11 protein-coding genes are annotated in these 14,277 nt (G+C 74.9%); 8 read left to right on the top strand and 3 right to left on the bottom strand.

What is annotated here, in order from left to right; translation table 11 throughout:
• Positions 1-19 precede the first annotated feature (19 nt).
• Positions 20-454 (top strand): membrane protein insertion efficiency factor YidD, encoded by a 435-nt coding sequence (gene yidD, locus AB0G13_RS02120; RefSeq protein ID WP_357867754.1) that lies wholly within the window; start codon positions 20-22, stop codon positions 452-454.
• Between the two features lie 67 nt (positions 455-521).
• Positions 522-1,007: a hypothetical protein gene (locus tag AB0G13_RS02115; RefSeq protein ID WP_357867577.1), complete on the top strand. Its 486-nt coding sequence runs from the start codon at positions 522-524 to the stop codon at positions 1,005-1,007.
• A 67-nt stretch (positions 1,008-1,074) separates the two neighbouring features.
• Here the strand turns inward: AB0G13_RS02115 and AB0G13_RS02110 are convergent, their stop codons facing one another.
• Positions 1,075-1,512: a VOC family protein gene (locus AB0G13_RS02110; RefSeq protein WP_357867574.1), complete on the bottom strand. Its 438-nt coding sequence runs from the start codon at positions 1,510-1,512 to the stop codon at positions 1,075-1,077.
• 83 nt (positions 1,513-1,595) lie between these two features.
• Positions 1,596-2,039 carry a MarR family transcriptional regulator gene (locus tag AB0G13_RS02105; protein WP_357867571.1) on the bottom strand — a complete coding sequence of 148 codons (444 nt, stop codon included), beginning with the start codon at positions 2,037-2,039 and terminating at the stop codon, positions 1,596-1,598.
• A gap of 79 nt (positions 2,040-2,118) precedes the next feature.
• Here AB0G13_RS02105 and AB0G13_RS02100 point away from each other — a divergent pair, with 79 nt between their 5' ends.
• Positions 2,119-3,351: a multidrug effflux MFS transporter gene (locus tag AB0G13_RS02100; protein ID WP_357867568.1), complete on the top strand. Its 1,233-nt coding sequence runs from the start codon at positions 2,119-2,121 to the stop codon at positions 3,349-3,351.
• A gap of 139 nt (positions 3,352-3,490) precedes the next feature.
• Here AB0G13_RS02100 and AB0G13_RS02095 read toward each other — a convergent pair whose 3' ends face one another.
• A complete protein-coding gene (locus AB0G13_RS02095) occupies positions 3,491-4,072 on the bottom strand; it encodes a heme-binding protein (protein ID WP_357867565.1) in 582 nt (193 codons plus the stop codon).
• A gap of 182 nt (positions 4,073-4,254) precedes the next feature.
• Here AB0G13_RS02095 and AB0G13_RS02090 point away from each other — a divergent pair, with 182 nt between their 5' ends.
• The 5 genes from AB0G13_RS02090 (at position 4,255) to AB0G13_RS02070 (ending at position 14,230) form a co-directional block, all read left to right on the top strand.
• Positions 4,255-5,382 (top strand): sensor histidine kinase, encoded by a 1,128-nt coding sequence (locus tag AB0G13_RS02090; protein ID WP_357867561.1) that lies wholly within the window; start codon positions 4,255-4,257, stop codon positions 5,380-5,382.
• Positions 5,379-6,011: a response regulator transcription factor gene (locus AB0G13_RS02085; protein WP_357867558.1), complete on the top strand. Its 633-nt coding sequence runs from the start codon at positions 5,379-5,381 to the stop codon at positions 6,009-6,011. Before AB0G13_RS02090 ends, AB0G13_RS02085 begins: the two co-directional genes overlap by 4 nt.
• Complete coding sequence (locus AB0G13_RS02080) at positions 6,008-6,688, top strand: ankyrin repeat domain-containing protein (protein ID WP_357867555.1); 681 nt, start codon at positions 6,008-6,010, stop codon at positions 6,686-6,688. Before AB0G13_RS02085 ends, AB0G13_RS02080 begins: the two co-directional genes overlap by 4 nt.
• Positions 6,689-6,788: 100 nt before the next feature.
• A complete protein-coding gene (locus AB0G13_RS02075; protein WP_357867552.1) occupies positions 6,789-7,976 on the top strand; it encodes an aminoglycoside phosphotransferase family protein in 1,188 nt (395 codons plus the stop codon).
• A 542-nt stretch (positions 7,977-8,518) separates the two neighbouring features.
• Complete coding sequence (locus tag AB0G13_RS02070; RefSeq protein WP_357867549.1) at positions 8,519-14,230, top strand: AAA domain-containing protein; 5,712 nt, start codon at positions 8,519-8,521, stop codon at positions 14,228-14,230.
• Positions 14,231-14,277: the final 47 nt, after the last annotated feature.

Raw genomic sequence — 14,277 nt, 5'->3', positions numbered from 1 at the left:
GTGGCGCGGCCGGCGCATGATGTTCCCTGTGATCAACCTGGAGGGCGACCGGCGTCGCAAGAAGAAGAAGGACTACTTCGACAACTGCGACGCGTGCAACTGCGACATGCCCAGCTGCGACGTGCCCTGCTGCGACCTGGGGCTCTTCTCGTTCCTGCTCACCCTCGGCGCGCTGTTCGCCCGGCTCGTGGCGCCCGGCCGGGCGTCGACGCCGGCCGCTGCCGCCGGGCGGGCGCCGCTGGTGGACCGGGCCGGGCGGGCCGCGATCCTGGGCTACCGGCGCTGGCTGTCGCACCGCTGGCCCGGGCAGTGCCGCTTCACCCCGACGTGCAGCGCGTACGGGCTGGCCGCCGTGGAGCGGTACGGGCTGGCCGTCGGTGGGCGGCTGGCCGCCGACCGGCTGCGCCGCTGCCGGCCCGACGTGCCGCGCGGCACCCACGACCCGGTGCGCTGACAGCCTGGGCACCCTGAGCTGGGCGGATGCCTCCATCCGCGCCCCGAGTATCGGTCATGATGGCAGCATGGAGATCCGCTCCGACGACGGCGCCCGGGTAAGGATCCGGCCGGTGGGCTACCAGCCCGGGGTCGAGCCGCCGGACGACCCGGACGAGGCGGCGGACTGGGACGACTGGCTGCTCGTCGAGACCGACGCCCGCACCGCCGACGGGCAGGCCTGGTCGCACTTCACGCCCTGCCTCACGGTGGCCGAGGCGTACGTGCTGGCGGGCTGGCTGCGGCAGCAGGCCGAGACGACCGGCGACCCGGCGGAGCCCTCGGCGGTGGTGCGCTTCACCGAGCCCAACCTGGCCTTCCGCGCCCGGGTGCTGCGCCGCCGCCGGCTGGCGCTGACCGTCGAGTTCTCGTACGAGTCCCTGCCGCCTTGGATGCGGCGGCCGCTCGGCGCGGTCTACCCGCTGACGCTCACCGTCTCCGCCGTCGCCCTCTCCGTGGCCGCGGAGCAGTGGGCGCGGGAGGTCGAGGCGTACCCCCGCCGGGTGACCGCCTGACGGCGGAGCGGCACCGGGGGTCAGGGCGCGGCGGCGGGACCTGCCGCCCCTGCCGACGAACCGCGCGTCACCCCGGCGGGGCGAGGTCGGGGACGGTGAGCGTGCCGTCCGGGCCGAGGGGGAAGCCCGGGTTCCAGGCGATCTCCCAGGCGTGCCCGTCGGGGTCGGTGAAGCAGCCGGCGTAGCCGCCGTAGAACGTCTCGCGTGCCGGCCGGGTCACCTCCGCCCCGGCGTCGGCTGCCGCCGTCAGCAGGTCGTCCACCTCGCCCCGGGAGCGGACGTTCTGCGCCAGCGTCATCCCGCCGAACCCGCCCGCGCCCCGGTCGCGCACACCCGCGTCGGCGGCCAGCTTCTCCCGACCCCAGAGCACCAGCGCCAGGCCGCCGGCCTGGAAGAAGACGGTCTCGTCGACCTCCTGGCCGCGCCAGCCGAGCCGCTCGTAGAAGGCGCGTGCCCGGGCCACGTCGGCGACGCCGAGCGTGACGAGGCTGATCCGCTGCTCCATCACCCGACGACCTCCAGACGCGACCGGGCACCGTTCCCCGCCACCGTAGCGCCGAAGTCGCGGGCCGTCCCGGCTCCGGTGGCTCAGCTCCGTCCCGTCATCCGGTCGGCGAGGCGGCGCAGCGCCGGGGCGGCGGCGAGCAGCGCCTCGCGGTCCGGGCCGTCCAGCTCGGCCAGCGCGGCGGCGAGCAGGTCGCGCCGGTGTCGCCCGTACGCGGCCATCCGCTCCCGCGCCGCGTCGGTCAGGTCCAGCCGGACGGTGCGGCGGTCGGCCGGGTCCCGCTCCCGGTGCAGCAGTCCGGCGGTGGTCAGCTCGCCGACGAGCGTGCTGACCGTGTTGGGCGCGGTGCCCAGCCGTTCGGCGGCCTCGCGCACGCCGATTCCCGGCCACCGCTGCACCAGCCGCAGCACCTCGACCTGGGCGTCCGGCAGGGCGGTGCGGGCGGCCCGCTGGGTGGCCGCCCGGCGCAGCACCCGGTGCAGGTCGCCGAGCGCCCCGCCGAGCTGGTCGACCGTCTCGTCCGTCACAGTCCGGCCCTTCGTCGCCGCAATAGCTCTGTTGTCAGAGCTATCGTATGCGAGCCGAGTCGTCAATGAGGGGACCACCATGCCGCACGCCACCGCGCCGCCCGTCCGACCGGACGAGCGCGTCGCCGCGCCCACCGGGCGGGCCGCCGCCGTGCTGCTGGCGCTGCTCGGCACGCTCACCGCGTTCGGGCCGCTCTCCCTGGACACCTACCTGCCGGCGTTCCCGGAGATGACCCGCGACCTCTCCGCCAGCCAGGCGCAGATCCAGCTCTCGCTGACCACCTGCCTCGTCGGCATGGCCCTCGGTCAGCTCGTCACCGGCCCGCTCAGCGACCGCTTCGGGCGGCGCCGACCCGTGCTGGTGGGCGTCGCCGCGTACACCCTGCTGTCGCTCGTCTGCGCGGCCGTGCCGTCGGCCGAGACGCTGGCCGCGGCGCGGCTCGCGCAGGGCTTCGCCGGCGGCATGGGCGTGGTCGTCGCCCGCGCCGTCGTCCGCGACCTGTACTCCGGCCGCGAGGCCGCGAAGTACTTCTCCCGCCTCACCCTCGTCTTCGGCATCGCCCCGATGGCCGCGCCCGCCTTCGGCAGCCTGGTGCTGCGCTTCGGGGACTGGCGTACCGTCTTCGTCGCCCTCGCCGTGATCGGCGCGCTGCTCGCCGTCGCCGTCGCGTGGCGGCTGCCGGAGACGCTGCCCGCCGCGCGGCGCAGCACCGGCGGCCTCGCCGCCACGGCCGCCGCCGGCCGCTCGCTCTTCACCGACCGGATCTTCCTCGGGTACGCGCTGGCGCAGGGCCTCGCCTTCGCCGCGCTCTTCGCCTACATTTCCGGGTCGTCCTTCGTCTTCCAGGACGTCTTCGGCGTCTCGGCCGGCGCGTTCAGCCTCATCTTCGGCGTCAACGCGCTCGCCCTGGTCGCCGCCGGCCAGCTCAACGCCCGCCTGCTGGACCGCTTCGAGCCCCGCACCCTGCTGGTGCGCCCGCTGGGCCTGGGGCTGCTGGCCGCCGCCGTCCTGCTCGCGGGCGCGCTCCTCGGCAGCCTGCCGCTGGTCGCGGTGGCGCTCTTCGTCTTCGTCGGCTCGCTCGGCATGGTGATGCCGAACGGCACCGCGCTCGCCCTGGACCGGCACCCCGCCCACGCCGGGACGGCCGCCGCGCTGCTCGGCACGATCCAGTCGCTGGTGGGAGCGATGGCCGCGCCGCTGGTCGGGCTGGGCGGCGAGGGCAGCGCCGTCCCGATGGCCGTGGTGGTCGCGGGGGCGGCGGTGGCATCCCTCGCCGTCGTCGGCACCCTGGCCCGCACCCGCCGGCCCTGACCGGGTGGCCGGGCGACGTGACGACCGGCCCAGGTCGGGGCATGTGATGACCGTGCGACAGGTCCGGCGCCGTGAGACACGACAGGGACCGGGCTCCGGCCTGCCGCCCGGGGCCCGGTCCTGTGTCAGTGAGCTGACCTCAGCGCAGGGTGGCCGCGCCGGCGTCGGCGTACCGCTCGTCGAGGTCGCCCGAGGGCGCGCCGCCGACCCCGATTGCGCCCACGACCTGCCGGTCGACGGTCACCGGCACACCGCCGGCGAGGAACAGCGTCCCGGGCATGTCGCGCAGGGTGGCTCCCGGCCCGGTGACCCGGCCGGCGAGCGCGGAGGTCGGCTGGCCGAAGGAGACGGCGGTGAACGCCTTGCGGGTGGCGGATTCGGCCGTCTGCGGGCCCGCGCCGTCGCCCTTGAGTTGCACCTGAACGGTGCCCGACCGGTCGAGGACGACGACGGTGACCCGGTGGCCGTCCTTCTCGGCCGCCTTCAGGGTCGCCTGGGCCGCGCGCAGCGCCGCGTCGATGTCGAGCGACGGGTTGGCGACGACGTCGCCCCGGGCCGCCGACGCGGCGGACTGCGCCGCCGCCACCGGCCCGGCGGCGGGTCCCGCCGGTGTCGTCGTTCCGGCGGCGGAGGCGTTGACGGCGACGCTGGTGACGGCGGCCACGCCCAGGGCCGCGGCACCCAGGCCGAGCGCCGCGCGGCGGCGGATGTTCTTGATCATGTGGTGCTCCTCCGGTCGAAGGCGTCGGGTCGAACTGGCACCCCCAGCCTCGCCGCGGCACACGGCGCCGGCATGGCGCGCCCGATGCAACCCCGATACGTCAAATGGTTGATTCAGCCGGGCCGGAACTGTCGTACGCTGGACTTGTCAAGATCAAATGGTGCGGAGCGGGAGGTGGAACGATGCGGAGGGACCGGCTGCGCCCGGCGATGCGGTGGGGGTTCCTGCTCCTGCTGGCCGCCGCCGCCTCCCGCTACGCCGTACGCCACGGCTGGGAGGACCGCACCGCCGTGGTGCTGACGCTGGCCGGGGCGCTGCTGGCCGCGTATGCCGCGAACGAGCTGGGGCGGCCCGCGCCCGCGACGCGCTTCGCGGCGGTGCTCGTCACCTTCCTCGCGCTGGTGCTCGTCGCGCCGAGCTTCGCCCTCGTGGCGATCCCGCTGTTCTTCGTCGGCCTGCGTCAACTCCCGCGCCGCGCGGTCTGGCCGCTGGCCGCGCTGCTGACCGGCGCGGTGATCGTCGCGCAGATCCGGCTGGCCGACCGGCTCGACCCCAGCCTGGTGCTCGGGCCGGTGGGCGTCGCCGCCATCACCACCGTCGTCTTCCTTGAACTCGACCGGCAGAACCAGGCCCGGCAGCGCGCCCTCGACGACCTGCTCGCCGCTCGCGACGAACTGGACCGCAGCCAGCACGAGGCCGGGACGCTGGCGGAACGGGCCCGGCTCTCCCGGGAGATCCACGACACCCTCGCCCAGGGCCTGTCGAGCATGAACCTGCTGCTCCAGGCCGCCGACCGGGACTGGGACGCCGAGCCGGAGCAGGCCCGCGGGCATGTGCGGCAGGCCGCCGCGACGGCCCGGGAGAACCTGGCCGAGGCGCGCCGCTTCGTGCGGGGCCTGGCCTCGCCAGCGCTCGACGGCGCCTCGCTGACCGACGCCCTGCGGCGGCTCTGCGCGGCGACCGAGCGCGACACCGGAACCCCGGTCCGGTTCGCCGTGACCGGCACGGTCGCGCCCCTGGGCGTCGACAACGAGGTCGCCCTGCTGCGCGTCGCGCAGGGCGCCCTGGCCAACGTCCGCAGCCACGCGCAGGCAAGGCAGGCCGCCGTCACGCTGACCTACGGCGACCAGGAGGTGATGCTCGACGTGTACGACGACGGCACGGGTTTCAACCCCACCGTGACCAGCGGCTTCGGGCTGACCGGCATCCGGGAGCGGATCGCGTCCCTCGGCGGCACCCTCGCCGTCGAGAGCGCGCCCGGGGAGGGCACCGCGCTCGCCGTCAGCCTGCCGTTGCGGGACACCCGGTGACGCCCCCGTTGCGGCTGATCCTGGTCGACGACCACCCGGTGGTCCGCGCGGGGCTGCGGGCGCTGCTGGGCAACCGGCCGGACATGACCGTGGTCGCCGAGGCGGCCACGGCCGGTGACGCCGTCCGGCAGGCCGCCGCGCTGCGCCCCGACGTGGTGCTGATGGATCTGCAACTCGGCGACGGGGTCGACGGCGTCGCCGCCACCGCGAACCTGCTCGCCCTGCCGGACCCGCCGCGCGTGCTGGTGCTCACCACGTACGACACCCAGGAGGACATCGTGCGCGCCGTCGAAGCCGGCGCGACCGGGTACCTGCTCAAGGACTGCCCGCCCGACGACCTCTTCCGCGCCGTGCACGCCGCCGCGACCGGGCAGACCGTCCTGTCCCCGCCGGTCGCCGCCCGGCTGATGGACCGGATGCGCGGCCCGCAGACCACCCTCAGCGCCCGGGAGGTGGAGATCCTGACGCTGCTCGCCCGCGGCCACGCCAACCGGGAGATCAGTCGACGGTTGTTCATCAGCGAGGCCACCGTCAAGACCCACCTGGTCCGCATCTACGCCAAGCTCGGCGTCGACTCGCGTACCGCGGCGGTGCACGCCGCCGTCGAGCGGAAGCTGATCAGGCTGTGAGACGCCGCGCCCTGCTCGCCCTCGCCGCCGCCGTCGCGATGGCCGGATGCGCGGCACCCGAGACCGCACCCGCCCCGGAGGACACCGTGACCAGACCCGCCGACCAGGACCTGCTCGCCGCCGCGAGCGCCGGCGACCCGACAAAGGTGCGCGAGGCGCTGGCCGCCGGCGCCGACATCGAGGCCCGCGACGCGCGACGGCGTACGCCGCTGCTGCTGGCCGCCGCGAACGACAACGTCGAGGCCGCCCGGGTGCTCGTCGAGGCGGGCGCGGACCCGGACGCGCTTGACGAGCAACACGACACCCCGTGGCTGGTGACCGGCGTGACCGGCAGCGTCGCGATGCTGGAGGTCCTGCTGCCGGCCGGTCCGGACCTGACGATGGTGAACCGCTACGGCGGCATCTCCGTCATCCCGGCCAGCGAACGCGGCCACGTCGACTACGTCCGCCGCGTCGTGCGCACCGGCATCGACGTCAATCACGTCAACAACCTCGGCTGGACCGCCCTGCTCGAGTGTGTGATTCTCGGCGACGGCAGCCGGCCGTACCAGCAGATCGCGGAGATTCTCGTGGCCGCCGGCGCGCGCGTCCACCAGCCCGACCGCGACGGCGTCGACGCGCTGGAGCACGCCCGCCGGCGCGGCTACGCCGAGATCGTCGCCATCCTCTCCCGTTGACCGGCGGTGCTGCCGGCGGCCAGTCGCGCTGACCGGCGGTGCGGCCGGCCAGCGGCTTAACCTGTCGCCGAGGTTCGCGGGTCGGCGGTAGCGTCCCGGCGTGTCCCGTACCGTGACCCTCGTCCTGGTCGGCACCGCCGGCGACGAACTGGGCGCCCTGCCGCCCTTCGACGTGCCGTCGCCCTGGTGGCAGGAGGTGGGCCCCGTCGTGGCCGAGGCCCGCCGGCGGTACGGCGTCGAGGTGGCCGTGCTCCGCCTGCTGGCCGGCGACGGGCCGCGGCCGATGGGCGGCGCGGTGACGTACCTCGGGCAGGTCGACGAGCCGCCCGCCACGCCGCTCGTACCGACGCCGATTCCGCTGGCGGCGGACCCGCTGCGCGCCCCGTACGCCGAGTCCGGCGGACCGGCGCGCAGCCTCGCCTGGGCGACGGGGGAGCTGCGGCGGCTCGGCCGCCCGGCGGAGACCGTCGCCCAGCAGCGCACCTGGAACCTCTCGGCGGTCTGGCGGCTCGACGGCCCGGGCGGGACGGCCTGGCTGAAGCAGGTGCCGGCGTTCTTCCGACACGAGGCCGCGGTGCTGCGCTGGCTCGGCCGGACCGTGCCGGGGAAGACGTCGACGCTGCTCGCCGACGACGGCGACGGCCGGATGCTGATCGAGCACGTGCCCGGGGAGGACCGCTACGCCGCCCCCGTCGAGGAGCGCCTGGCGATGGCCGCCGACTTCCACCCGGTGCAGGTGCGGTCCGTCCCGGACGCGGCGGAACTGGTCGCGGTGGGCGTGCCCGACCTGCGCGCCCACGCCCTGCCGGGCTGGATCCGCGACCGGTTGGCCGGCTACGACACCTCCTGCGTGGCGTCCCTGCTGGCGGGCCTGGCGGCGCGGCTCGACGAGGTACGCGGGTGCGGGCTGCCGGAGACCCTCGTGCACGGCGACCTGCACCCCGGCAACGTGCGCGCCAGCGCCGGCCGGCACGTCGTCATCGACTGGGGTGACGCGTTCGTCGGGCACCCGGCGTTCGACGCGCTGCGGCTGGCCGAGGGGCTTCCGGACGCCGCCGCCTCCCTGGTGCTCGCCGAGTGGTGCGCGCGGTGGCGGGCCGAGGTGCCGGGGTGCGAGCCGGAACGGGCCGTGGAGCTGCTGCGGCCGGTCGCGGCGCTGCGGATGGCGGCGGTGTACGCGATGTTCCTCGACGGCATCGAGGCGAGCGAGCGGATCTACCACGCGACCGACGTCGACGCCTACCTGGAGAAGGCGGTCGCCCCCGCTGTCGCCTTTTTCGGCGGATGACGGACACCCCTGCCCGGTAGCTCGGTGCGCTGTCGCGTCTCCGACACTGCTGCTCCGCCGACGTGCTCCAGCCGTTCGGGGTGGACGCCACGCCGAGTGTCGACCTTGGCGCTGGTGTTCCCGCTGAGCAGGGCGGACGTCGGGTTGCCGGCAAGTAGTTGCGCGTGCGCAATATCGACTACGCAGGTAATTGACGGCGGGAACAAGTCAGCCGACGCCGGCCGATCGGTGGAAGATCGGGGGTCCCGCTGGTAGGACTCTTGCGGGTAGGGTCCGGGGACCGCCAGTGGGGAGGTGGGAGCCGTGCGTCAGCGCGGAGGGGACCGGCTGCTCGTGCGACGAGCGGGCCGGCCGTCGCATCGCGGGAGCGCATCCATGCCTGGGGCTCCAGCCCGACGCCCGCGCCCCCACACCCGATCCGCGCCGCGCCCGGGGCGGTCCAGCCTGCGCTCACCGGCCGGGCAGCGCCCGCCGATTTCCTGACGACAGGCCGATCCGACCTCGTCGTGGCAGGTCCATCCATTCAGAACCAAAGGTGCCGCATGCTCTCCCGCTCCACGTCCTCGACGGAATCGCCCGCACTGATCCGGGACCGGGCCACCTCGCTGGTCGAGTACCTGATGGCCGTGCGGGCGCAGATGGAGAAGCCGGCCCGGACGGTTCCCACCGCCGACGCCTTCTGGCAGCACGACTTCCCCGCGCACGCCGACTGCGAGGTAGGCGTCTCCACCGACGGCGCCAGCTGGCTGCGGGTCGGCCTGCCCGCCGCCACGAGACCGATCAGGACGCCCGCGGAGTTCACGCCGTACCTGGCCGGTGCGCCGTCGTACGCGGCCGAGCCCCGGCTCGTCGGCGACGAGGAGACGATCGAGAAGCTCCAGGAGCGGTTCGCGCAGTGGCGCGAGCGGGAGTGGCGCCCCTGGGCAGACCAGGCCCGGCGTACGGAGACGACGCGGCAGCTGCACCGCAGCCTGTTCGACCTGAAGCACCGCGTCGACATGGACGCCGCCACCCACGAGCTGGTGTGGGGCCACGGCGTCATCCGCACCGACGTCGCCGGGCACCGGGTGCAGTACCCGCTGGTGGTGACCCCGGTCGCCATCGAGTTCGACGCCGACCGGTCGATGGTCACGGTGGTGCCGCAGGGCGCCCCCCGGCTCCAGACCGATCCGCTGACCGGCCTCGACGAGCGCTACCTCGGTCAACTGCTCGCCCTTGCCGGCTCCGGCGGCCAGCTCGACCTCGACGTCTGGCACGACCTCGACCGGGTGGAGTTCTTCGAGCGGGCGCTGCGCCGGCTCGGGCACGACCCCGTCGTCCGGGACAGCGGCGCCGCGGCGCTGGCCGGCCCGCACGTCCACGACACGGGCGTGCTCTTCGTCCGGCCCCGGCAGCGGATGTTGCGCCGCTTCCTGGAGGAACTGCGCGCGCGGCTGCTCGCCGGCGACACCGCGAGCATCGGCTCGCTGGCCGCCATCCTGGCCCACGAGCCGAGCCGGCTGGAGATGCCGCAGGACCAGCCGGCCCGGTGGGCGCCGCTGGGGGAGCGGCTGCTCATGCCGCTGCCGACCAACGAGGCGCAGGAATCCATCGCCCGCCGGCTCGCGCAGCACCGCAACGTCGCCGTGCAGGGCCCGCCCGGCACCGGCAAGACCCACACCATCCGCAACCTCATCTGCCACCTGATGGCGCACGGCAAGCGGGTGCTCGTCGTGGCGCAGAAGGAGGACCCGCTGCGGGTCCTGCGCGACGGCCTGCCCCAGGAGATCCAGTCGCTGTGCCTGGCGGTGCTGGGCCGCTCCACCGACCAGCTCGTGCAGCTCCAACTGGCAGCCCGCGAACTCTCCGACCGTGGGGCGACCCTCGACAAGCGGGGCGAGCAGCGGCGCGTCGACCGGCTACGCCGCCAGCTGGAGGAGGCCGAGCGGGACCTCGGGCAGGCCCTCGCCGGCCTGCGCACGATGGCCGAGAACGAGTCCGCGCACTACGAGATCGACGGCATCCGGCTGTCGCCGAGCGACGTCGGGAACTGGCTGCGGGAACGGGCCGACCGCTACGGGGACATCCCCGACGCCGTGGCGCCGGACGTGGCCGCGCCGCTCGACGCCGAGGAGTTCACCGAGCTGCTCGACATCGCCCGGCGTACCGTCCGGCAGGACCGCACGCAGGCGCTGCGGCACCTGCCCACGGCGGCCGAGCTGCCCGCGGAGGCCGCCGTCCTCGCCGGGCGGCGCGAGCTGGCCGCCGCCCGCGAGGAACTCGACCGGCTCGCCGCCGCCGGGGTCCTGCTGCCGGAGGTACGGGCGTTCGGCCGGCCGGCGCTCGACGACCTCGTCGGGCAGCTGCGTCAGGCGCTGACCCTGCTCGCCGGCCGGGAGGGCGCGTGGACCGACCGGCTGGCCACCCTGCTGCAGGCCGACCCGAACTGGCAGACCATGTGGCAGGACCACGTCGCGGCCTGCCAGCGCGCGCTCGCCGACCTGACCGCGGCGGCCCGGATCCTCGCCGGCCACCAGGCGAGCGTCCCCGAGGCGCAGCTCGCCGAGCCGCGCCGACTCCTCGCCCAGCTCGGGGAGCTGCGGCAGCGGTTCGCCAGCGGCAAGGGCGTCAGCCGGCTCTTCCAGGGCACCCTCGCCCGGCTCGCCGCCGAATGCCGCATCGACGGCGAGCCCCTGCGCACCACCGAGGACGTCGACATCGTCGTCGCGTACGTCACCCGGCTGCGGCTGCGGCAGGAGCTGAACACCCGGTGGACCGAGTGGCGGCAACTGCTCAACCTCTCCGACGACCTCGGCGACCAGCCCGACCTGTGGGTCGGCCGGCTGCTCACCGACGCCGCCACCGCGCTCGACTGGGACCGCCGCCGCTGGCCCACCCTGCACGCCACCGTCCGCCGGCTGGTCCCCCGGGCCGAGCAGGCGGTCGACGTACGCCGGCTGACCGCCCTCACCGACCTGGTCTCCCGGTGCGCGACCGTGTTCGACCATGACCGGTTCGTCGTCGACGAGCGGGCCCTCGGCACGGTGCTCGAGGAGGGCATGTCCAGCACGGACGCCAGCGAGCTGTGGCGGCTGCTCGACCAGAGCCGCCAGCGCGCCGACCTCGGCGGCTGGGACGGCATCCTCGCGGAGGTACGCCGGCTCGCCGCGCTGCGCCCCGACGCGCAACGCTTCGCGCAGCTCACCGAGCGGCTGCGGCCGGCAGCGCCGGGCTGGACCGCCCAGATCGAGGACGGCACCGCCGTCGCGATCGGCGGCACCGGGGCCGACTGCCCGCACCGCTGGCAGTGGCGCCGCGCGCAGACCTGGTTCGACGCCGTCGTCGGCAGCGTCGACCCCGTCGCCCTGGGCCGCCGGATCGAGCAGACGCGGGAGCGGATCCGGAAGCTGACCCAGGAACTCGTCGTCGCGTCCTCCTGGCTGGAGGTCTCCAAGGCGCTCGACGACCGACGCCGCGCCGCGCTCGCCGACTGGACCACCGCGCTGCGCAAGATCGGCAAGGGTACGGGCAAGAACGCCGCCCAGTGGCAGGCGCACGCCCAGCGGGCGATGAACGCCGCGGTCGACGCCGTGCCCGTCTGGGTCATGTCCGTCGACCGGGCCATCGAGCAGTTCGCCGGCGGCGCCCACTTCGACGTCGTGATCGTCGACGAGGCGTCGCAGGCGGACATGTTCTCCCTGCCGATCCTCAGCCTCGCCGAGCGGGCCGTCGTCGTCGGCGACGACCAGCAGATCGGCCCGCAGCTGTCGTTCGTCGGCACGGTCACCGGCCTGATCAACTCGCATCTGGTCGACGTGCCCTCCGCCGAGCACTTCGACCCGGAGAGCAGCCTCTACGACCACGCCGTACGGCGCTCGCCGGAGCGCATCCTGCTGACCGAGCACTTCCGCTCCGTACCGGCGATCATCGGCTTCTCCAGCCAGACGTACTACGGCGGCGAGATCGAGCCGCTGCGCACCGACCGGCCCGCCGGCATCGGCGACCCCGTCATCGCCGTGCACGTCCCCGAGGGCATCCGCCAGGACCTCCCCGCCTACGGCAACGTCAACGTCGCCGAGGCCGAGGCGCTCGTCGAGCGGGTCGCCGCGATCGTCGCCGACCCCGCGTACGAGGGACGCACGATCGGCGTGGTGAGCCTGCTGAGCACCAGCGGGCAGGCCGTCTACCTGCTCACCCGCCTGCGCGAGGTGGTAGGCGAGGAGGAGATGGAACGGCGTCGGCTGCGCGTCGGCGACTCGTACACCTTCCAGGGCGACGAGCGGGACGTCGTGCTCGTCTCCACGGTCGTGTCACCGCACAACGGCATCGTCTCGGCGTTCACCAAGCGCGACCACCACCGGCGGGTCAACGTCGCCGCCTCCCGGGCCCGCGACCAGCTCTGGGTCTTCCACTCCGTCCAGCCCGCCGACCTGCGCGAGGACGACGCCCGGGGGCTGCTGCTCACCTACTGCCAGAACGTCACCGCCGCCGACGAGGCGTACGACGACCTGGAGAGGCGCTGCGACAGCGACTTCGAACGCGCGGTGCTCCGGCGCATCCTGGGCCGGGGATACCGGCCGCTGCCGCAGTTCCGCATCGGCGGGTACCGGATCGACTTCGTCCTCCCCGCGCCGGACGGGCGGCGGCTCGCCATCGAGTGCGACGGCGACGCCTACCACGGGCCGGACCAGTGGGAGAGCGACATGCGCCGGCAGGCGGTGCTGGAGCGCGTCGGCAACTGCGTCTTCGTCCGCATCCGGGGCAGCGTCTTCAGCCGGGACCCGGAGGCAGCCCTGGAGCCGCTCTGGGAGCGCATCACCGAGCTGGGCATCGCGGTGTCGTCCCCGACGGCTGCTCCGGTCATCGACGCGGATGTCGTCGAGCCGGCCTCCGCCACGACTGCCCCGGCTTCCAGCACGACTGCCCCGGCTTCCAGCACGACGGTCGCCCCGTCGAGTGCGACCGCGCCGTCTGCCGCTGCATCGTCCTCCACGGCGTCGTTTGTCGCTGGGCCGCCCTCCGTCGCGTCGGATTCGCCGGTCGACGAGGTTCCGCCGGACACCGAGCCCGATGCCCATGCCCTGCCGGGCGACATCGAGCAACCGCTGGTGGGCCGGCCTCGCGCCGAGGCCACCTCTGCCGCCCCGGCGAAGGACTCGGCCGGCGGCGAGAAGCCGAACGGGCCGGCCAGCCCCTCGACGCCCCTCCCCGTTGAACCGGTCCGCCCCGAGGCGGCGGCCGGCCCCGCCGCGGTGGCGCCCAGGGTTGACGACGAGCCGCGCCCGACCGTTGCGCCCCCGACGAGGCCCTCCCCGGTCACAGTCCCACCATCGCCTCAGGAGCCGGCACAGGCGGCGGACGAGGGGATCGTGCCGGTGCCCGCCGGCTACCGGAACGTGGCCTGGCTGCGGCAGTACGAGGCGGTGACCGCCCTGGACAGCTACCAGCACTGCCGCGACGTGCCCGTGCGGCACGAGGGCAAGGTGCTGGGGTGGGCCCGCTACTACGACAGTGCCTCCGCCGAGGCGCGCAAGTACCGGGCGAACGTCCGCGTCGAGCGGGCACACCCGAACGGTGCGCGACTGGTCTGCTGGGTGCGCCCGCACGAGGCGCGGGCAGTGGTTGCCGCGGCGTCGATGAAGCGCGACATGCCGATCGAGGACAGCCACGGCCGGCACGCGGGCCTCGTTCAGTACTTCCCGGCCACCAGCCCCGCCGCCGTACGCTTCCGCAGCGTCACCCGACTCCTGCGGCTGTCGGGCGGCGAGAACCGCGACGGCCGCCAGGCCGCGCCGCCGGTCCGGTCCGCGCCAGAGCAGCGCGGCCCGGCCGGGTCGCGGCCCGCGCCGGCGGGGCAGGGGACGCCCGCCCGGCGGGAACTGGAGGAGGCGCTGCACCAGGCGATGGTGCGGGCGTACGACCGAAAGGCCGAGCCGGCGGACGAGGAGGTCGAGGTCTCGGCCGACCGCCGGGCGCTCGAAGCCGCGTTCCACGACGCGATGGTGCGTACGTACGAGCGGGCGCGGGACGAGGCGAACTACCACGCCAGCCTGCTGCTGCGGCTGGTGACCGAGAAGGGCGGCCTCGCCACGGCCCGGCAGCTCCTGCACCACCCGGTGGTCTCCGACGGGTTCACCGCGCTGTGGGAGCGGGGGCGGGTGGACCTGACTGCCGAGGCAGTGGTGATCCGGCCCCGCTTCCGTTCGCTGTTCACCGACGAGGAGTTGGCCATCGCCAGCAACCGGGTGGTGGACGCCTCGGCACACATGTCCTGACATCAAGGTGGCGCAGGTCGGGGACTCCACGGCATAGCATTGGCGCT

Source organism: Micromonospora sp. NPDC023633 (assembly GCF_040640035.1).
GTDB lineage: Bacteria > Actinomycetota > Actinomycetes > Mycobacteriales > Micromonosporaceae > Micromonospora.
The sequence above is the reverse complement of the archived record's forward strand: the minus strand, read 5'-3'. Positions and strand labels throughout refer to the sequence as shown.

Coding starts and splice junctions, on each gene's coding strand:
- yidD (WP_357867754.1), top strand. CDS start 20: ATGTTCCCTGTGATCAACCTGGAGGGCGACCGGCGTCGCAAGAAGAAG.
- AB0G13_RS02115 (WP_357867577.1), top strand. CDS start 522: ATGGAGATCCGCTCCGACGACGGCGCCCGGGTAAGGATCCGGCCGGTG.
- AB0G13_RS02110 (WP_357867574.1), bottom strand. CDS start 1,512: ATGGAGCAGCGGATCAGCCTCGTCACGCTCGGCGTCGCCGACGTGGCC.
- AB0G13_RS02100 (WP_357867568.1), top strand. CDS start 2,119: ATGCCGCACGCCACCGCGCCGCCCGTCCGACCGGACGAGCGCGTCGCC.
- AB0G13_RS02095 (WP_357867565.1), bottom strand. CDS start 4,072: ATGATCAAGAACATCCGCCGCCGCGCGGCGCTCGGCCTGGGTGCCGCG.
- AB0G13_RS02090 (WP_357867561.1), top strand. CDS start 4,255: ATGCGGAGGGACCGGCTGCGCCCGGCGATGCGGTGGGGGTTCCTGCTC.
- AB0G13_RS02070 (WP_357867549.1), top strand. CDS start 8,519: ATGCTCTCCCGCTCCACGTCCTCGACGGAATCGCCCGCACTGATCCGG.